Raw genomic sequence first — 17,976 nt, 5'->3', positions numbered from 1 at the left:
GGTGGGGTGGGCGGTCATCCGGCGGAGCCGCGCACGATCGTGTCGAGAACGGATGCCGAGACGGCATCCCGCGCGACGTGCGCGGCTCCGAGGAGGACGGCATCGGCGCCGAGGGCGGTGGGAAGGATGCGGATCGAGGGGTCGCCCCGCTCGCGCAGACGCTCGAGGACGAGGGGCACGAGGAGTTCGGAGGCGTCCTCGAGCCCGCCACCGAGGACGACGAGCTCGGGCGCGATGGTCCAGGCGAGGACGTCGATGAGGTCGGCGAGTTCGGCCGCGAAGTCGCGCGCGAGGGCGAGGGCGGAGTCGTCTCCCGCCCGCGCGGCGTCCGTCAGGGCGAGCGCGGCGGTGCGATCCGCGGCGATCGGCGAGCTGAGGAGGGAGAAGCCGTCGGCGGCAGTCTGCTTGAGGTCGAGCACCCGGGATTCCACGAGCTCACCCGCGGCTCCGCGGTGGCCGTGGTGAATGGCGCCGCGGAGGAGGAAGCCGGCACCGGTGCGGTTGCCGTGGACGAGCCAGGCGACGTCGTCGTGCCCCTCGGCTGCTCCCGCGCGGCTCTCGGCGAAGGCGGCGAGGTTGGCGTCGTTGTCGGTCGTGATGGGGAAGCCGAGCAGGGCGGTGGCGGTCTCGGCGAGGGGGAACCCCGTCCAGGCGGGAGCGTTGATGAGGCGGACGACGACTCCGTCGCGGGCGTCGATGACACCACCGGCCGCGATCGTTCCGGCGGCCAGCACGCGCGGGTCGAGGCCGGCCTGCTCCCGGGCGATCTCGGTCACCGCCGCGAGGTGCTGCAGGGCGCGTTCGGGGGCGAAGTAGTCCTCGCCGAGCGCGGTCTGCGCGCGGCCGAGCACCCGGCCGTGCAGGTCGACGATCATCGCGTACGCGGTGTGCGTGTCGAGTCGCAGCGCGACGGCGACGCGATGGTCGGCGACGTACGCGTAGCTCTTCGCCGGACGCCCCGCACCGCCCGAGGCCGTCTCGGACTCCAGCGCCCATCCGGCGCGTCGGAGTTCCTCGAGGATCGCCTGGAGCGTCCGCCGGCTCAGCCCGGTGGCGCGGCCGAGGTCGGCGAGCGAGGCGTCCCCGGCGGCGGCGAGGGCGCGCAGCACCACGGCCGTGTTCATCCGGCGGACGCGCCCCTGATCGAGCCCTTCCGCGAGGGCGGCGTCCGGTTCGCTGCGGTTCGCTGTCATGGGGAGCCTCTCACTTGAGCCCGGTGGCGGCGATGCCCTGCACGAAGTAGCGCTGGAGGAACAGGAACAGAGCGAGCACCGGGAGCATGACGACCACGGCTCCGGCGAGCACCAGTCCGTAGTCGGTCACGTTCTGCGCGGCCTGCTTGGTCGCGGCCAGTCCGACCGGGAGCGTGTAGGTCGCGGACTGCTGCGCGACGATGAGTGGCCAGATGAAGTTGTTCCAGGATGCCAGGAACGACATGATCGTCACGGTCGCCAGGGCCGGGCCCGCCAGCGGCAGGAAGACCTGCCCGAAGATGCGGAACTCGCTCGCGCCGTCGATGCGGGCCGCCTCGATCAGCTCCTGCGGGATGCTGGCGGCGTACTGCCGGACGATGAAGACCGACAGCGGCGCGACCATCAGCGGCAGCGCGATGCCGACGAGGGTGTTCACGAGGCCGAGGTTGACCGTCACGACGAACTGCGGCACGAACGTGGCCGAGAACGGGACCATGAGGGATGCCATGACCGCGCCGAACGCGATCCGCTTCCCGCGGAACTCGAGCTTGGCGAGGGCGTACCCCGCCATCGATCCGCCGACGACGTTCGCCACCACGGTGAGCGCCGCGACGATGAGGCTGTTGACGAGGAACCCGCCGAAGCCCACCTCGGTGAACAGGCGGCCGTAGTTCTCGAAGGTCACCTCGCTCGGGAGCCACGCGCCGGGCGCGGACCGGAAGTCGTCGAGTCCGCGCAGCGACCCGGACACGACCCAGAAGAAGGGCAGGACGGTCAGGGCCGCCGCGACGATGAGCGCGACGTACAGCAGCGCGACGGGCACGGCGGGGCGCCGCGCGAGGGCCGGGGAGAGAGACGTCATGTGCGGGACCTCAGCATCCGGAACTGGACGAGGCTGACCACGACGACGATGACCAGGAGCACGAAGGATGCCGCGGACGAGGTCGAGATGTTCCCGAACCCGAACTGGTCGTAGGTGTAGAGCGCGAGGGAGCGCGTCGATCCGAGGGGGCCGCCGTTGGTCAGCAGGTAGGGCTCGTCGAACACCTGCAGGTAGAACACCGAGAGCAGGACCGAGACGAGCAGCGTGGTCGGCATGAGCAGGGGGAGGGTGATCGAGATCAGGCGCCGGATGGGGCCGGCGCCGTCGAGGGAGGCGGCCTCGCGGACATCGTCCGGAACCGCCTGGAGGCCGGCGAGGAAGAGGAGCATCGCGGTGCCGAAGTTGCGCCAGACGCCGAGCAGGATCACGACCGGCATCGCGAGGTTCGTGTCGCCCAACCAGTTCGGGCCGGCGAAGCCGATGGTCGCGAGGACCTCGTTGACCGTCCCCTGCGAGTTGAACGCGTACTGCCAGATGAGGGCGACCGACACGACGTTCGTGACGACGGGGGCGTAGAACAACGCGCGGAAGACGTTGCGACCGCGGCGGATGACCGAGTCGAGGACCACGGCGAGCACGAAGCCGACGAGCATCGTGGCCGGGACGCCGACGACCACGAAGACCAGCGTGTTGAGCAGCGAGCGCTGGAAGGTCGGGTCGACGAACAGGGCGAGGTAGTTCTCGAGCCCGACGAAATCCACGCTGAAGGGGTTCCGGAGGTCGGTGCTGCGCATGTCGGTGAGGCTCATCGAGAGCGAAGCGATCACCGGGATGAGGGTGAAGACGACGAACACCGCCATGAACGGCGTGAGGAACAGCCACGCGGTGACGCTGTGGGTCCGCTCGCCGCGGGCACGGCGCGCACGCGCCATGCCCGCGACGAGCGAGGGGACCGACGCCATGTCAGTCGCCGGTTCCGATGCCGTCGGCGGCGGACTGCAGCTTCTTGGCGGCCTCCTCGGCCGTCTCGGTTCCGCGGGCCACGGCCTCGAGTTCGGCGCCGATGGCGGTAGACACCTGGGTCCAGGTGGTCGCGGACGGCATGGGCTGGACGTTCTTCAGCTGCTCGAAGAACGCGTCGTACAGTGCGTTCCCGGCGATGGAGTCGTCCTTCCAGGCGGACTGCACGGCCGGCATGCTGCCGTAGGCGGCGAACTGCGCGATCTGCGTCTTCTCGTCGGCCATCTCGCGGACGACCTTCCACGCCGAGGCGGCGTTCTTGCTGTCCTTGTTCACGACCCAGCTGCCGCCGCCGAGGTTGCCGATGTCACCGGCGGGACCGGCGGGTTGGACGGCGGTGGCGACGTGCTCGGCGGTCCACCCGGGCTGCTTCGCGACGCCGTCGAGGGCGGCGATCACCCACGGGCCGGACAGCATCGAGCCGGTCTTGCCGTCGACGAAGTAGGGCTGCGAGTCGAGGAAGCCGGGGGTGTCGACCGCCGCGACGCCGCTGAGGTACGGCTCGGTGAAGTGGCTGATCGCCTGGATGCCTTCGGGGGTGTCGATCTGCCAGGACTTCCCGTCCGCACTGAGCAGGCTCTGTCCGGCCTGGACCGCGTACCGCTGCAACGCCTGACCGGTGTAGGTGTCCCACCCGACGTCGGCACCGAAGCCCTTGGTCGCGCCGCCCTTCTCGAGGGCCTGGAAGAACGGGAGGGTCTGATCCCACGTGGTCGGGACGGTGGCACCGCCCGCGGCGGCGAGGTCCTTCCGGTAGATGAGCGCGTACGTGTAGGCGTACCAGGGCACCGAGTACGTCGTGCCGTTGTACTGACCGGCATCCCACACACCGGAGAAGAAGCTCGAGGCGTCGACGAGGCCGTCGGGCACCGGTGCGAACGCTCCGCTGGCGAGGAACTGCGACTGCGCCTCGGTGTAGACCTGCGCGATGTCCGGTCCGGTGCCGGCGGCCATGGCCGTCTGCAGCTTGGTGTTGTACTCGTCGGAGGGGACGAGCGTGATCTGCAGGTCGAGGTCGGGGTTCGCCTTCTTGTAATCGGCGAGGACGTCGGAGAGCGCCGTGGCGTCGCCGTCGGGGGCCCAGAGCGTCACAGCTCCGGTCGCGGGGGAGTCGTCCACCGTCGTGGTGGACGCGGATGCCCCCGCGTCGGAGGGGCGGCCGCAGCCGCTGAGGATGAGGGTCGCCGCGAGCACGGTGGCTCCGACGGCGGCCAGGCGGGACTTTCGGGTGGTGCGGGTGTAACCGAAGCGAGTCACGGAGAGCTCCTGGGTTTCGGTGGCCGGATGGACGGGCGGTGCGGTGGAGCGGGGTGCCAGAGGAATATCGGGGTCGGTCTGGCAATTAATGCGATAAAGTCGCAGAATTAGGTGTTCGACTTCCGCGGCACCGATGGTCACACCCCGCGGTTACGCCCGCTCATTCGCGGCGTTTCTGATTTGTTTCAGTTATCTGTGGATGCCGCGGGCCGCCGCCTCGCGCGGGCGGTGACGACCTGCGCCCACAGCGCCTCCGTCGGCGCCGCGGTGAACCGGTGCGGCGACGTCGCGTCGATCCACAGCACGTCGCCTTCCGCGAGAGCGAAGGTCCGCTCGCCCACCGTGAGTTCGCCCCGTCCCGACAGGACGACGATGACGTCCTCGCCCTCGTGTTGGAACGCCTGCTCTTCGGAACACCCGGCCGGGACCGTGACCTCGTACGCCTCCAGCTGCGCCTCGGCGGGGGCGGGGAGCGCGCGCAGCCGGACTCCGTGCCCGCTCTCGTCGTGCCCGTCCTGCCCGCCGGTGTCGTCGGCGAGGAAGCGCGCCGGAGGGACGCCGAGCGCCTCGGCGATCTGATACAGCGTGGCGACGCCCGCGCGCACGCGCCCGTTCTCGATGTTGGACAGCGTCGGTTGGGAGATCCCCGCGAGTCCGGCGAGCTGCCGCGTGGTCAACTGCCGGTCGCGTCGCGCTGCCCGCACCGCGTCGCCGATCCGTCGGTCGAGGGGCTCGGCGTCGGTCATGCCTGTGCCCCCGCGGCCGTCCGGACGATCAGGACGGTCGCACCCCGCGGGCCGGCTTCCATCCGGTGGGGGACCGCCCCGTCGATCCACACCGCGTCGCCCTCGGCCAGCGGGTGCGGGGCCTCGGACTCGCGCAGCAGGACGGCATCCCCTCGCAGCACCCGCACGATCTCCTCGCCCGGGTGGATGCGCGGTCGGGCCTCGCGTTCGTGGGGAGCGAGCGGGAGTCGGATGGCGTCGAGCAGGCGTCCCGGCGTCGCGGGCGCCTCGGCATCCAGGTGGGGGAGGGCGTCGACGGTGGCGCGGTCGACCTTCTCGGGGGATCGCAGGAGCTGGTCGGACGAGACGTCGAGCGCCTCGGCGAGGAGGGCCAGCGTGCGCAGGCTCGGGAAGATCCGGCCGTTCTCGATGTTCGACACGAACGGCTGCGACGTGCCGATGCGGCCCGCGAGGTCGCGCATGGACAGGCCGAGCGCGCGCCGTCGCCTCCGCACCGCCGCGCCGATCGCGGTCGCCGCCCCCTGCTGCTGGCTCACTCGTCGAGGATACGGGGACGCTCCCGCCGTTGCCGGGGTCACCGGCATCCGACTCTCCGTGTGATTTGTATGGGTTATCATCAGCGCATCGTCGTCTCACCGGTCAGGAGTTCCATGAGCAAGCACCTCATCCTCGGCGCCTTCGAGAAATTCACGCCCAACTTCATTGGCAACGCTTGGCACTACCCGCGGGGCGACACGAGCGGGTTCGCGACTCTCGAGTTCTGGCGCGAGCTGGTGGGCACCGTCGAGGCCGGCGGCTTCGACTTCTTCTTCATGGCCGAGGCCATCGGCTACCCGATGAACGACGAGGGCGAGGTGCCCGACGCTGTCATCCGCGAGGCGGTGCAGCTCCCGGTGCACGACCCCATGGCGATCATGTCGGCCATCGCCGCGACGGTCCCGCGCATCGGCCTCGTCGTCACGGCATCCACGACCGCGCAGCGCCCCCTGCTGAACGCCCGGACACTGGCGACGCTCGACCACCTGAGCGGGGGTCGCATGGGCTGGAACATCGTCACGAGCGACAACCAGCAGGCGCTCGTGCGGCTCCTCGGGCTGGACGGCATCACCCCCCACGACGAGCGCTACGCGCGGGCGCAGGAGTTCGTCGACCTTTCGCTCCGCCTGTGGGAGGAGTGCTGGGACGACGACGCGGTGCTCGCCGACAAGGCCACCAAGACCTGGGCGGATCCCGCCAAGGTGCACCGCATCCAGCACGACGGGCAGTACTTCCGCTTCGACGGCTACTTCCCCGCGATCCCCTCGCCGCAGCGCACGCCCACGCTCTTCCAGGCCGGGACCTCGTCCGCGGGCACCACGTTCGCCGCCGGCTACGCCGAGTGCGTCTTCACGCAGGACCGCGAGGCCACCCGCGCCGCGCGCTCGGTGCGCACCCTGCGCGAGAAGGCGGTCGCCGCCGGCCGCCCCGCCGATTCGATCGCGGTCATCAACGGCGCGAGTTTCATCGTCGCGGACACGGATGCCGAGGCCCACCGCCTGCGCGAAGAGCTCAACCGGACGCCGACGCGCGAAGCCGCGGCCGCGCTGTTCCTCGGATGGTCGGGCGTCGACCTGGCGCGCCTCGACCCGGATGCCACCCTCGACGACGTCGCCACGGAGGTCGGCCAGACGACGGTGAACCTGTGGCGCAACCCCGACGGCGTGAGCCCGACCGTCGGCGAGGTACTCGACATGCTCCCGTCGACGATCGGCGGCGTGAAGTTCACCGGCACCGCGAAGAGCATCGCCGATCAGGTGGAGGCGTTCGTCGAAGAGACCGACGTCGACGGCTTCCTCGTCGAGAACTGGTTCGGCGGCGCCGAGGGTTACGTGGACGTGATCGAGCACGTCCTCCCCGAACTCCGCTCACGGGGACTGCTGCCGGAGGAGCCGCGTCGCGGCACCCTGCGCGAGATGCTCACCGGCGGGGGCCCGAAGCTGCCGTCGTGGCACCCGGGGAGCCGGGAGGCCTGACGACCGGCTGGGTTCGCCACCGCGGTTCGCGACCGGCCGCGACCGCGATCGGCTGCGGTGCCTGGAACAGCCGTGTGGTGCCCCGTTACTTTGCGACCCGATCAGGCGGTGTACGTCCCCGAGAGGTCGACGCAGAGCTTGTTCCCGAACCGGTAGTCGAGCAGTCGCCGGCGGTGCATCTGGTGCACGGCGACCCCCGGTGCGATGCCGATCTCATGCGCCTTCTGGGCGATCTCGTCATCGTGGGTGAGTCCCCGGAACGGTGCGAGTTCTTGTTCTCCGAAGAGAACCTTCATCGCGAACGCGTTCGCTGCTGCCTCGACAGCACTGGTGCGCTTCTTGTCGGTGCTGTACTCGAGGTGCATCTCGCCGCGCGGGTCGTTCAGAACGTGCCCCAGTTCGTGGAAGAGGGTCCAAATGACGAAGCCGTCCTTGCCCCAACGGCCGGTCTGCTGGATGACCGGCACCCGCTTCTCGATCCATCTGGTCATGCCCAGCAGGGGGAGCTTCTTGGGGGGCGCAACGACGAGGAAGACCACTCCGACATCGGTGAGCATGCTCGCGATGTCCCGAAGCAGGGTGGCGTCCGGCGTCGCCGCGCGGCTTCGGAGCGCGGGCAAGAGCATGCGCAGTCGGTGAGGGTCGTAGTCGAAGCTTCGGCCACGCTCGAACGGTTCGGTGAGTTCCGCGGAGCGCAGCCACGTCGTCAGCAGACTGCGTTCGATCGTCGCGCCGGAGTCCTTCAGTGCGGCGAGAGCGTCCTCGCCCTTCCAGGCGGCGTCGTGGAGGTGCTCGTATGCGTCCCATGTGCCGCACCGGTGGAACGCGAGGAAGTCCGACACCAGCTTCCCGGGCGTGCGTCTCGTGGCATCCGTCGCACCCAGGCTCCGCAAGTAGGCAACGGCTGACGGATCGATGTCATCCACGTGTGCGGCGAGATTCTCTTGGTCGGCGATCCGGGAGAGATCCGAGCGGTACATCGCCTCATAGGTGAGCCAGGAGGTGGCGGGGATCCCTACGACGCGCTCGAGTCGGACGGCGGTGTCGGGCGTTATGGGGGCGCGCCCGTTGACGATCTCATTGACGTGCTTCCGGCTGCTCCCCAGAAGTTCGGCGACGCGTTGCTGGGATAGGCCCTCGTCTTCGATCCATTCCTCGAGATACTCCCCGGGGGCGACGGCGTAGTTCGTGGCGGTCATGGCGTCTCCTCTCTCAGGACTCGTAGTGGTTCGATACTTCGATCACGGTGACGGTCACCGCGTCTGCTGTCTGCGCCGATGACTCCGGTCGGATGATCAGTCGGTAGTTGGCGCTGAGCTTGCCGGCCCACAGGCCGTTCCGATTCGCGCTCAGGGCATGCCAGCGGCCGAGGGGGTCGTGGGTGGGTAGGTGGCCGACGGACGCGGCCGTTTCCAGTGCCTTGATGCGTCGCCGCAGCTTGTCCGCGATGTCGGTGCGTTTGCGCCGCATCTCTCGTTCGTCGGTGCAGAGCTTCTCTAGCTTGCTGTCTTCGTACAGTACTTTCACTCGAGTGTCACCGATCTCGTAACAGTGATTCGGTGTCACCGATCTCGTTACAGACTAGCGCGTGGATACCGTCAACGCCGGCCCACTGAGGGTGAGACTGCTGTGGGAGAGGGGTGAACTCTCCTGCGGGTGGGGTGCGCCGCGCGCGGCACGCTCGGAGGGTGGCCGCATCTGATGCTTGCCTCGCGATCTTGCGCGCGCTAACGTGCAACCAAATGGTTGAACGAATCGCTCCCACCGACGCCGACATCGACCGCGTGTTCCACGCGCTCGCCGATGCGACGCGGCGCGACATCGTCCGGCGCACGCTCGTCGCCGAGCAGTCGGTGTCGGCGCTCGCGGCGGGGTACGCGATGTCGTTCGCGGCGGTCTCGAAGCACATCGGCGTGCTCGTCGAGGCCGGCCTCGTCCGCAAGCGCGCCGAGGGGAGGGAGCGTCTCGTGAGCGCCGAACCCGCCGCCATCGCGCACGTGCAGCGCCTTCTCCGTTCGTACGAAGACCTCTGGCGCGGGCGCATCGACCGCCTCGACGCCCTCCTCGCCGAAGACCCGGATGCCACGGCATCCGGCACCCATCCTCCGAATACACCCGCACCCACGACATCACCCGCGACCGAGAACTGAGAAACGAAGGAGTCCCTCATGCCCGTCACCTCCGTCGAGACCGACGCCGAAGCGCTCACCATGACCCTCGTCGCCGACTTCCCGGTCGGCCCCGAGCGGCTGTGGGCGGTGTTCAGCGACCCGCGACAGCTCGAGCGGGTGTGGGGCCCGCCCGGGTGGCCGTCGACCTTCGCCACCTTCGACTTCACGCCCGGCGGCCGCGCGACCTACCGCATGACGTCGCCGACCGGCGAGAGCGCGAACGGCACCTGGGAGTTCGTGTCGATCGACCCGCCGCGCGGGTACGAGGTCATCGACTCCTTCGCCGATGAGAACGGCGAGCCGCTCGAGACCATGCCGGCGATGCGCATGACGTTGACGTTCGAGGCGACGGTCGAGGGCTCGCGCCTCACGAGCGTGTCGCGCTTCGCCTCGGCGGAAGCGCTCGAGCAGGTCGTGGCGATGGGTGTCGTCGAGGGCTCGACTCTAGCGATGAACCAGCTCGACATCGTGGTGCAGGACCTGCGCGAATACGCGCAGGGCAAGGGCACGCAGCTCGAGGTGCTGAGCGACCAGCACGTGCGGATCACCCGGCTCATCGACGGTCCGCGCGACCTCGTCTGGCGCGCGCACACCGACCCCGACCTGATGCGGCGCTGGCTGCTCGGCCCGGACGGCTGGCGCATGACCGTGTGCGAGATCGGCGACACCGTCGGCGCGACCTACCGCACCGCGTGGGAGCCCGAGGAGGGCACCCCGGGCGAGGCCTTCGGCTTCGACGGCGAGGTGCTGTACGTCGAGGCGCCGCGCCGCGTCGTGCAGACCGAGCACATGACCGGCACCGATTTCCCCTCCACGACGAACGACCTCTCGCTCTACGAGGAGGACGGCGTCACCCTGCTGACGCTGCTCATCGAGTACCCGGATGCCGCCACCCGCGACATGGTCCTCGCCACCGGCATGATCGGCGGCATGGAAGACAGCTACCGGCGGCTCGAGGGCGTGCTCGTCGGCTGAGGTCGTGGCATCCACGGGTCTGCCGAGGTTCGCAGGATCGCTCGAGAATCGCAGGATTCTGCCGAAAATCTGCGAACAACGCGGGATTCTGCGAGCTTCGGCGCAGATCCGTGGATGCCAAGCCCCGACGCCGCGTCAGGCGGTCGGGTGCGCCGCGTGCGCGTGTCCGGCGGGTGCCGGGGTGACGGTGAAGGCGTCGAGGTTGCCGAGCGCCTGCCGGACGCGGGCCTCGGCATCCTCGGCGGCGTGCGCCGCGGAGTGCAGGTCCACCGCGGCGACCTCCACCGTCGCGGAGCCCGTCAAGCGGTGCCCGACCCAGCGGAGGCGGACGTCGCGAACGGCCTGGATGCCATCGGCGTGCGCGAGCGCGTGCTCTGCGCGGTGCACGAGCTCGGGGTCGACGGCATCCATGAGTCGGGCTCCGATCGACTTCACCGTGCCCCACAGCAGCACCATGATCGAGACCGCGATGAGCAGGCCGATGAGCGGGTCGGCGAGCGGGAAGCCGAGGAGCACGCCGATCGCGCCCAGGACCACCGACAGGGACGTGAAGCCGTCGAGGCGGGCGTGGACGCCGTCGGCGACGAGCGCCGCGGAGCCGATCCGTCGGCCCACGCGGATCCGGTAGATCGCGACGGCCTCGTTGCCGGCGAAGCCGATGAGTCCCGCCGCGACGAGCAGCCACGGGTTGTCGACGGGTCGCGGGTGGAGGAATCGGTCGATCGCCTCCCACCCCGCGACCACGGCGGAGAGAGCGACGACGAAGACGATGAACATCCCGGCGAGGTCTTCCGCGCGGCCGAACCCGTAGGTGTGGCGGCGGGTGGCGACGCGGCGCCCCAGGACGAAGGCGATCCACAGCGGAACCGCGGTCAGCGCGTCGGCGAAGTTGTGGATCGTGTCGGCGAGGAGCGCCACCGACCCGGTGAACGCGACGATCACGGCCTGCAGCACCGTCGTGCCGAGCAGCACGAACAGACTGATTTTCAGCGCCCGGATGCCGGCCGAGCTCGCCTCCATCGCGTCGTCGATCGAGTCCGCGGAGTCGTGCGTGTGCGGCACAAACAGGTCGTACAGGAAGCCCTTCACCCCGCCGCGCGGGTGGTCGTGGGTGTGGTGGTCGTGGTCGTGGGAGTGGTGGTGGTCGTGACCGTGCTCCGCGTGATCGTGCGCGTGGTCGGCGTGCGGGTGCCGGTGGTCGCTCACGCGGGGGTCTCCGCGCCGAAGTGGTGCGCCGGCGAACCGACGACGTGCTCGGCCTGCTTGACCGCGGCCACGACGAGTTCGGACGCGTGCTCGTCGGTGAGCCGGTAGTAGACCGTGGTGCCCTCGCGGCGCGCGGAGACCATGCGGGCGAGCCGCAGCTTGGCCAGGTGCTGCGAGACTCCGGCCGGGGTCTTGTCGACGACGCCCGCCAGGGTGTTCACCGACATCTCGTCGGTGTCGCGCAGAGCCAGGATGATCCGCACCCGCGTCGCATCCGCGAGCATCGCGAACACCTCGACCGCGAGTTCGACGTACTCCGAGTCGGGCCCGACCCCCGGTAGCTGGTTATCTACGTGCACACGCAGATACTACGCCTTGCAATTCATCGGGCTTCGGGGTCGTGGCATCCACGGGTCTGCGGAGGTTCGCAGGATGGCCCGAAAATCGCAGGATTCTGCCGAAAATCTGCGAACAACGCGGGATTCTGCGAGCTTCGGCGCAGATCCGTGGATGTCAAGCCCCGACGCCGCGTCAGGCGGTCGGGGCCGCCCGGCGCACCAGCTCGCGGATCTTCTGCTCGACCTCGGGCGTGACCTCGATCACGGCGTACGACACCGGCCACATGGGGCCGTCGTCGAGCTGCGCGGTCTCGTCGAAGCTCACCGTGCCGTAGCGCGTCTTGAACTTCGAGCCCGGCTGGTAGAACACGACGACCTTGCCGTCCTTCGCATAGGCCGGGAAGCCGTAGTACGTCTTGGGCGTGAGGTGCGGGGCCTCCTCGAGCACGATCACGTGCACGCGCTCCGCGACCGCGCGGTCGACGCCCTCGAGCTTGTCGATCGCCTCGAGGCACGCCTCGTTCTCCTTCTCGAGCTTCGCCGCGCCCTTCAGGCCCTTCATGGCCTTGAGCTCTTCGGCGCGCTGCTTCATCGCCGCGCGTTCTTCGTCGCTGAATCCCGCTCCGCTTGCCGCCATGGCATCCATCCTTCCGACGTCGTCGCTCCGCAGGATAGCGCCGACCGGGTGCGCCGGGGAGGGCGCACGGTGCGGGATCCGCGCTGGGTGAGTCGGCAGGCCCGGGATGCCGCTGAGGTTGCGCGGATCGCTGAGGTTGTGCCGCCCGCAACGGGTCCCGTGCGCGAAGCGGGTCAGGCCTGGCGCAGGCCCTCTTCGAGCGCGACCCAGGCGAGCATCGCGCACTTCACGCGCGCGGTGTACTTGGAGACGCCGGACAGTGCCGCGGCGTCGCCGAACGTCTCCTCGTCGAGGGGGATCTGGCCGCGTGACCGCAGTGCCTCACGGAAGCGAGTGATCAGCGCTTCGGCGTCGGCCGTTGGCATCCCGTCGTCTCCGCCGTCCTCGTCGAGCAGGGCGACGAGCATCGACGCGGACGCCTGCGAGATCGAGCAGCCCGCGCCCTCCCAGCTGACGGATGCCACGCGGCCGCCGTCGACGTCGACCCGCACGGTGATCTCGTCGCCGCAGATCGGGTTGCGCTGATGCACCGTGGCGCTGTGCGCGCCGGGGTCGGCCAGCCCGAAACCGCGGCGATTCTTCGAGTGGTCGAGGATCAGGTCCTGATAGAGGGATTCCAGGCCGCTCATGCGTGCACCCCGAAGAAGCTGCGGACGCCGGAGACGGCATCCAGGAAGGTGTCGACCTCGCCGGTCGTCGTGTGGACCGCCGCGCTCGCGCGCACCGACGCGGTCAGGCCGAAGCGCCGGTGCAGCGGCTGGGCGCAGTGGTGCCCGACGCGGACCGCGACCCCGCGGCTGTCGAGGAACTGCCCCACGTCGTGCGCGTGGACCCCCTCGACGTCGAACGCCTGCAGGGCGACGCGGTCGGTGGCATCCGTGTCTCCGAGCAGACGGATGCCGTCGATCGAGCGCAGTCCCTCGCGGAGGCGCCGTTCGAGCGCGGCCTCGTGCGCGTGCGCGGCGTCGCGATCGAGAGCACCGAACCAGCGGACGGCGGCGGCGAGTCCGATCGCCTGCGACACCGGCTGCGTGCCGGCCTCGAAGCGCTGCGGCGGCGGGAGGAACTCCGCCTTCTCGAGCGTGACGGTGGTGATCATGGATCCGCCGGTGGTGAACGGCGGGAGCGAATCCAGCACGTCCTCGCGGCCCCAGAGGCCGCCGATCGCGTACGGGCCGAAGATCTTGTGTCCCGAGAAGACGGCGAGGTCGACTCCGGATGCCGGGAGGTCCAGCACAAGGTGGGGTGCCGACTGGCACGCGTCGAGGACGGTCAGTGCGCCGACGGTCCGCGCGAGGGCGACGAGTTCGGCAACGGGATTCACGATGCCGAGGACGTTCGAGACGTGCGGGAACGCGACGACCTTGGTGCGCGCGCCGATGAGGCTTTCCGCCGCGGCCATGTCGAGCGTGCCGTCGTCGTGCACGGGGATGTGGCGGAGGCGCGCGCCGGTGCGGGCCGCGAGCTCCTGCCACGGGATGAGGTTCGCGTGATGCTCGGCCTCGGTCACCACGATCTCGTCGCCCTCGCGGAGGCGCCCGGCATGGCCGAGGGAACCTGCGACGAGGTTGAGTCCCGCGGTCGCGCCGGAGGTCCAGACGAGCTGCTCGGGCGTGCCGCCGACGAACTCCGCGACGGCGGCGCGGGCGTCCTCGAACAGTTCCGTCGCCTCGGCGGCGAGCGTGTGGGCGCCCCGGTGTACCGCGGAGTTGGCGGTCTCGAGGAAGTCGCGCTCGGCATCCAGGACCGCGCGCGGCTTCTGGCTCGTCGCGCCGGAGTCGAGGTAGACGAGGGGCCGGCCGTCGATCTCGGTGCCGAGGATCGGGAACTCGGCCCGCACGGCGGCCACGTCGAAGGGGAGTGTCACCCCTCCAGGCTACGCGGCGGCGCGTGGGTGGGGGTTGGGCCGGGCGTTGGGGCCGGGCGTTGGGGCCGGGCGTTGGGGCCGGGCGTTGGGGCCGGGCGCTGCCGCCGGGCGTTGGGGCCGGGCGCTGCCGCGGGGCGCCCCCGCGGGGCGTTGCGGCCGGGCGCTGCCGCCGGGCGTTGGGGCCGGGCGCTGCCGCCGGGCGTTGGGGCCGGGCGCTGCCGCGGGGCGCCCCCGCCGGGCGTTGCCGCCGAGACTGCATGCTGCTGACGAACCCACTGCAGCTTGACGCCGGTTTGTCAGGCGGATGCAGTCTCGCGGCCGCGGGGCCCCAGCCCCGACCCCGCACCGCGGTCGTGAGGAACCGCGCCCCCGCCGCACGGAAAACGTCAGTTTCGCGGGGGCCCAGCCCCCTGCGGCGTAGACCGGATGCATGACCCTCACCGCCCTCCTCCCCACCCTCCGCGCGAGCATTCCGGCGCCGTTCGACGCGGCCGCGTGGCCCGCCGGTTCTGCCCCGACGCTCGATGACGTCACCGTCCGCGCCGTGTCCGTCGGCCGTTACGCCGACCTCTGCGGCACGCCCTGCGTATGCACGGGCCCGGCGGTGATCCCGGCGTCGGGAGGGGTGGCATCCACGATCCTGTCGACGACGGTGGTGGTGGCGACGGTGGTGGATGCCGAGTCCCGCACGCTCCGACTCGACGCGTGCGCCGCGGGACTCGACGCGGTGTGGCGCGAGGCGCGCCTGCTCGGGCGTGTGTCGCACGCGTACGACGCGACGTTCGACGTCGTCGACGCGGCAGGACGTGCGGTCGGGAGCGTGACGCTGCCGGACGACGTGGGCGCCGGCGACCGCATCGCCTTCCCGTGCCCCGGATGCCACACGGTCGGCGAGGTCCGCTGATGCTCCTGCACTCGATCGTCTACGCCTGCCGCTGCGCCCGCGTGCAGGCCGAGTTCGAGGCCGCGGGCGCTGAGGAGGCTGCGGAGCCCGTGCTGAACTCCGGAGATTTCGACCCGAATCGGGCCGGATGTCGTCGGTAGGGGCCGGAACCGACGGGTTTCTCCGGAGTTCGGCACGCGCCGGTCGGGGCGGGTCCGTTGTGCGGCCGGTCTGGACCGCGGGCTGGCCGCGAGACTGCACGCGGCCGACAAACCCACTGCAGCATGACGCCGGATTGTCAGGCGGGTGCGGTCTCGCGGTTCCCGGACACCGGCCGCGCACCGGCCCCGCGCACGCCCCGCACCGGCCCCGCGCACGCCCGGCGGAACCCGACAGCCCCCGGACTACAGCACCAGCCGGTAGCCCATGCCCTGCTCGGTCAGCAGGTGCGCGGGGGCGGAGGGCTCGGCCTCGAGCTTCTTCCGCAGCTGCGACATGTACAGGCGCAGGTACCCGCTGTCGGCGACCTGCTCGCTCGCCCAGATCTCCTTGAGGAGCGTCTGCCGCGTCACGAGCGAGCCGGGGTTGCGGGCGAGGAACTCCAGCATCCGCCACTCGGTCGGGGTCAGGTGCACGCGGGAGCCGGCGCGCGTGACGGCCTTCGCGGCGAGGTCGATCTCGACGTCGCCGAACCGCACGACGGACTCCCCGCTCGCGGGAACGGCTCGCCGCCCGTGCACCCGCAGGCGGGCGAGCAGCTCGTCGATCTGGAACGGCTTGGTCACGTAGTCGTCGGCGCCGGCGTCGAGCGCCTCGACCTTGTCCGCGGAACCGGTGCGGCCGGACACGACGATGATCGGCGCGGTCGTCCACCCGCGCAGCGCCTGGATCACCTGCACGCCGTCGAGGTGCGGCATCCCGAGGTCGAGCAGCACGATGTCGGGATGCGCCTGCGCGGCGAGCGTGATCGCCGCCGCCCCGTCGGCCGCAGCGACGACGTCGTATCCGTGCGCGGCGAGGGTGATCCGCAGCGCCCGCACGAGCTGCGGATCGTCGTCGGCGATCAGGACCTTCATCGGGTCTCCGTTCGGGGGAGGGATGCCGGGACCTCGGCGTCGCGCGAGGTTTCGGGTGTCGTGTCGCCGAGGGATGCCGGGACCTCGGCGTCGCGGGAGGTTTCGGGTGTCGTGTCGCCGAGGGATGCCGCGCCCTCGGCGTCGCGCGAGGTTTCAGCGGGCGCATCCGCCACCGGCAGCGCGATCACCATCGTGAGCCCGCCGCCGGGGGTGTCCTCGGGGGTCAGCGTTCCGCCCATGCCCTCGGCGAAGCCGCGCGACAGCGCGAGACCCAGGCCGAGTCCCACGGTGTTGTCGGTGTCGCCGAGGCGCTGGAACGGCGCGAACATGTCGGTGCGCCGCTCGGGTGCGACGCCGGGGCCGTGGTCGATCACGCGGATCTCGGCGACCCCGCCCAGGCGGCTCGTCGCGACCCGCGCCCGACCCCCGTCGGGTGTGAAGCGCACGGCGTTGCTCAGGACGTTCACGAGCACCCGCTGCAGCAGCACGGGGTCGGCCCGCAGCGGCGGCAGGTCGGGGTCGAGGGCCAGCTCGACGTCGTCGGGACCGAGGCCGAGCTCGTCGAGCGCGACCAGCACGACCCCTGCGGCGTCCACCGGAGCCAGCGACACCGCGAGCACTCCGGCCTGCACGCGACTGACGTCCAGCAGGTCGGTGACGAGCACCGACAGCGTGGCCAGGCTCTCGTCGGCGGTCTCCAGCAACTCGCGGCGATCGTCCGCGGAGAGCTGGTCGCCGGCGGCGCGCAGACCGCCGAGCGCGGCGACGGCGGCGGCGAGCGGCCGGCGCAGATCGTGGCTCACCGCCGAGAGCAGGGCGCTGCGCACCTGGTCGGTCGCGGCGAGGACCCCCGCCTCGGCGGCGGTCTCCGCCAGATCGGTGCGCTCGAGGGCGGCGGCGAGCTGCGCGACGACGACGTCGAGGAGGCGCCGCTCCGTGGCATCCAGGTCCCTGCCGTGCAGTTCGAGGACCGCGCGTCCGTCGCCGACGGGCACCGAGGTCGCCCGGCCATCGCGGACCGGTTCGCCGTCGGTGGCGAGCACGGATCCATCGGATGCCACGAGTCGCACGCCCGCGAGCGCGAACGCCTCGCGGGCGCGGGAGACCAGCGCCGGCACCGCGCTCTCGCCGCGGAGGACGCTGCCCGCCACCGTGGCGAGCAGCTCGGACTCGGCGGCGGCCCGACGTGCGGCGCGGGCACGCCGAGCGGCCTGGTCGACGACGACGCTCACGAGCATCGCGATGACGACGTACAGCACCAGGGCGATCGCGTGGATCGGGTTGGCGATGGTCACCGTGTACAGCGGCTGGATGAACAGGAAGTCCAGCGTCAGCCCGGACAGCACCGCCGCGAACACCGCCGGCCAGATGCCGCCGATGAGGGCCACGACGACGACGAGCAGCTGGTAGGCGAGGACGTCGGTCGTGATCGACTCGTCGGTCCCGGTGGCGATGAGCAGCCACGACAGCAGCGGACCTCCCGCGAGCGCCGTGAGGAACCCGAGGATGCGCCGCTTCGCGCTCAGCGCGGGTCCGGCGAGGCGGGGGAGGGCGAAGCGGCCGCCGGCGCGCGCGTGGTTCACGATGTGCACGTCGATGTCGCCGGACAGGCGGATGACGGTCGCGCCGATGCCGGGGCCGGTGAGGGCGGCGCCGAGGCGTCCGCGGCGGCTGACGCCGATGACGAGCTGCGACGCGTTGACCGACCGGGCGAAATCGACGAGGGCCGTGGCGACCTCGTCGCCCACGACCTGGTGGTACGTGCCGCCGAG

General features: G+C 71.0%; 20 protein-coding genes. 5 read left to right on the top strand and 15 right to left on the bottom strand.

The features are described 5' to 3' along the window. Positions 1-14 precede the first annotated feature (14 nt). From I5G_RS08815 to I5G_RS24000, 6 genes are all read right to left on the bottom strand, one after another. A complete protein-coding gene (locus I5G_RS08815; RefSeq protein WP_022878734.1) occupies positions 15-1,193 on the bottom strand; it encodes an ROK family protein in 1,179 nt (392 codons plus the stop codon). 10 nt (positions 1,194-1,203) lie between these two features. Next, a complete protein-coding gene (locus tag I5G_RS08810; protein ID WP_022878733.1) occupies positions 1,204-2,055 on the bottom strand; it encodes a carbohydrate ABC transporter permease in 852 nt (283 codons plus the stop codon). Next, entirely contained in the window at positions 2,052-2,978 is a 927-nt protein-coding gene (locus I5G_RS08805) for a carbohydrate ABC transporter permease (RefSeq protein WP_022878732.1), read from the bottom strand. The genes I5G_RS08810 and I5G_RS08805 overlap by 4 nt, the downstream gene beginning before the upstream one ends. Position 2,979: 1 nt before the next feature. Further along, entirely contained in the window at positions 2,980-4,293 is a 1,314-nt protein-coding gene (locus I5G_RS08800; protein WP_022878731.1) for an extracellular solute-binding protein, read from the bottom strand. 185 nt (positions 4,294-4,478) lie between these two features. Further along, positions 4,479-5,039 (bottom strand): helix-turn-helix domain-containing protein, encoded by a 561-nt coding sequence (locus I5G_RS24005; RefSeq protein WP_022878730.1) that lies wholly within the window; start codon positions 5,037-5,039, stop codon positions 4,479-4,481. After that, positions 5,036-5,575, bottom strand: a complete 540-nt coding sequence (locus I5G_RS24000; RefSeq protein WP_022878729.1) for a helix-turn-helix domain-containing protein — start codon at positions 5,573-5,575, stop codon at positions 5,036-5,038. Before I5G_RS24000 ends, I5G_RS24005 begins: the two co-directional genes overlap by 4 nt. 114 nt (positions 5,576-5,689) lie before the next feature. Between I5G_RS24000 and I5G_RS08785 the strand changes: the two genes are divergently transcribed. Next, a complete protein-coding gene (locus I5G_RS08785) occupies positions 5,690-7,051 on the top strand; it encodes an NtaA/DmoA family FMN-dependent monooxygenase (RefSeq protein WP_022878728.1) in 1,362 nt (453 codons plus the stop codon). 101 nt (positions 7,052-7,152) lie between these two features. Here the strand turns inward: I5G_RS08785 and I5G_RS08780 are convergent, their stop codons facing one another. Both I5G_RS08780 and I5G_RS08775 read right to left on the bottom strand, forming a co-directional pair. Beyond that, positions 7,153-8,250: a HigA family addiction module antitoxin gene (locus tag I5G_RS08780; RefSeq protein WP_022878727.1), complete on the bottom strand. Its 1,098-nt coding sequence runs from the start codon at positions 8,248-8,250 to the stop codon at positions 7,153-7,155. Between the two features lie 13 nt (positions 8,251-8,263). Then, positions 8,264-8,578 carry a type II toxin-antitoxin system RelE/ParE family toxin gene (locus tag I5G_RS08775; RefSeq protein WP_022878726.1) on the bottom strand — a complete coding sequence of 105 codons (315 nt, stop codon included), beginning with the start codon at positions 8,576-8,578 and terminating at the stop codon, positions 8,264-8,266. 215 nt (positions 8,579-8,793) lie between these two features. On the opposite strand from I5G_RS08775, the gene I5G_RS08770 reads away from it, so the two are divergent. Both I5G_RS08770 and I5G_RS08765 read left to right on the top strand, forming a co-directional pair. Then, complete coding sequence (locus I5G_RS08770; protein WP_022878725.1) at positions 8,794-9,201, top strand: helix-turn-helix transcriptional regulator; 408 nt, start codon at positions 8,794-8,796, stop codon at positions 9,199-9,201. Positions 9,202-9,219: 18 nt separating this feature from the next. After that, positions 9,220-10,197 (top strand): SRPBCC family protein, encoded by a 978-nt coding sequence (locus I5G_RS08765; RefSeq protein WP_022878724.1) that lies wholly within the window; start codon positions 9,220-9,222, stop codon positions 10,195-10,197. Between the two features lie 135 nt (positions 10,198-10,332). Here the strand turns inward: I5G_RS08765 and I5G_RS21495 are convergent, their stop codons facing one another. The 5 genes from I5G_RS21495 to I5G_RS08740 form a co-directional block, all read right to left on the bottom strand. Further along, positions 10,333-11,403: a cation diffusion facilitator family transporter gene (locus I5G_RS21495; RefSeq protein ID WP_022878723.1), complete on the bottom strand. Its 1,071-nt coding sequence runs from the start codon at positions 11,401-11,403 to the stop codon at positions 10,333-10,335. Further along, complete coding sequence (locus I5G_RS08755) at positions 11,400-11,762, bottom strand: metalloregulator ArsR/SmtB family transcription factor (protein ID WP_022878722.1); 363 nt, start codon at positions 11,760-11,762, stop codon at positions 11,400-11,402. Before I5G_RS08755 ends, I5G_RS21495 begins: the two co-directional genes overlap by 4 nt. A gap of 172 nt (positions 11,763-11,934) precedes the next feature. Next, the gene (locus I5G_RS08750; RefSeq protein ID WP_022878721.1) at positions 11,935-12,378 is read right to left on the bottom strand and encodes a hypothetical protein; all 444 of its coding nucleotides are present in this window, start codon (positions 12,376-12,378) and stop codon (positions 11,935-11,937) included. Positions 12,379-12,551: 173 nt separating this feature from the next. Further along, entirely contained in the window at positions 12,552-13,007 is a 456-nt protein-coding gene (sufU, locus tag I5G_RS08745) for a Fe-S cluster assembly sulfur transfer protein SufU (protein WP_022878720.1), read from the bottom strand. Continuing rightward, complete coding sequence (locus I5G_RS08740) at positions 13,004-14,245, bottom strand: aminotransferase class V-fold PLP-dependent enzyme (RefSeq protein ID WP_022878719.1); 1,242 nt, start codon at positions 14,243-14,245, stop codon at positions 13,004-13,006. The genes sufU and I5G_RS08740 overlap by 4 nt, the downstream gene beginning before the upstream one ends. 430 nt (positions 14,246-14,675) lie before the next feature. Between I5G_RS08740 and I5G_RS21490 the strand changes: the two genes are divergently transcribed. Continuing rightward, on the top strand, positions 14,676-15,149 hold the full coding sequence (locus I5G_RS21490; RefSeq protein ID WP_022878718.1) for a hypothetical protein: 474 nt from the start codon (positions 14,676-14,678) through the stop codon (positions 15,147-15,149). Then, entirely contained in the window at positions 15,149-15,289 is a 141-nt protein-coding gene (locus tag I5G_RS25830) for a hypothetical protein (protein WP_022878717.1), read from the top strand. Before I5G_RS21490 ends, I5G_RS25830 begins: the two co-directional genes overlap by 1 nt. Before the next feature lie 243 nt (positions 15,290-15,532). On the opposite strand, the gene I5G_RS08725 is transcribed toward I5G_RS25830, so the two are convergent. Further along, on the bottom strand, positions 15,533-16,204 hold the full coding sequence (locus I5G_RS08725) for a response regulator (protein ID WP_022878716.1): 672 nt from the start codon (positions 16,202-16,204) through the stop codon (positions 15,533-15,535). Next, positions 16,201-17,976, bottom strand: a 1,776-nt coding sequence (locus I5G_RS21485) for a DUF4118 domain-containing protein (protein WP_022878715.1), incomplete at its 5' end; no start/stop codon positions are given. The genes I5G_RS21485 and I5G_RS08725, both read right to left, overlap by 4 nt.

The organism is Microbacterium sp. B19, assembly GCF_000333395.1.
Classification (GTDB): Bacteria; Actinomycetota; Actinomycetes; order Actinomycetales; family Microbacteriaceae; genus Microbacterium.
The sequence above is the reverse complement of the archived record's forward strand: the minus strand, read 5'-3'. Positions and strand labels throughout refer to the sequence as shown.

Excerpts from the sequence above, each read along its gene's own strand:
- I5G_RS08815 (WP_022878734.1), bottom strand. The coding sequence starts at position 1,193 with ATGACAGCGAACCGCAGCGAACCGGACGCCGCCCTCGCGGAAGGGCTC.
- I5G_RS08810 (WP_022878733.1), bottom strand. The coding sequence starts at position 2,055 with ATGACGTCTCTCTCCCCGGCCCTCGCGCGGCGCCCCGCCGTGCCCGTC.
- I5G_RS08805 (WP_022878732.1), bottom strand. The coding sequence starts at position 2,978 with ATGGCGTCGGTCCCCTCGCTCGTCGCGGGCATGGCGCGTGCGCGCCGT.
- I5G_RS24005 (WP_022878730.1), bottom strand. The coding sequence starts at position 5,039 with ATGACCGACGCCGAGCCCCTCGACCGACGGATCGGCGACGCGGTGCGG.
- I5G_RS08785 (WP_022878728.1), top strand. The coding sequence starts at position 5,690 with ATGAGCAAGCACCTCATCCTCGGCGCCTTCGAGAAATTCACGCCCAAC.
- I5G_RS08780 (WP_022878727.1), bottom strand. The coding sequence starts at position 8,250 with ATGACCGCCACGAACTACGCCGTCGCCCCCGGGGAGTATCTCGAGGAA.
- I5G_RS08770 (WP_022878725.1), top strand. The coding sequence starts at position 8,794 with ATGGTTGAACGAATCGCTCCCACCGACGCCGACATCGACCGCGTGTTC.
- I5G_RS08765 (WP_022878724.1), top strand. The coding sequence starts at position 9,220 with ATGCCCGTCACCTCCGTCGAGACCGACGCCGAAGCGCTCACCATGACC.
- I5G_RS08750 (WP_022878721.1), bottom strand. The coding sequence starts at position 12,378 with ATGGCGGCAAGCGGAGCGGGATTCAGCGACGAAGAACGCGCGGCGATG.
- sufU (WP_022878720.1), bottom strand. The coding sequence starts at position 13,007 with ATGAGCGGCCTGGAATCCCTCTATCAGGACCTGATCCTCGACCACTCG.
- I5G_RS21490 (WP_022878718.1), top strand. The coding sequence starts at position 14,676 with ATGACCCTCACCGCCCTCCTCCCCACCCTCCGCGCGAGCATTCCGGCG.
- I5G_RS25830 (WP_022878717.1), top strand. The coding sequence starts at position 15,149 with ATGCTCCTGCACTCGATCGTCTACGCCTGCCGCTGCGCCCGCGTGCAG.
- I5G_RS08725 (WP_022878716.1), bottom strand. The coding sequence starts at position 16,204 with ATGAAGGTCCTGATCGCCGACGACGATCCGCAGCTCGTGCGGGCGCTG.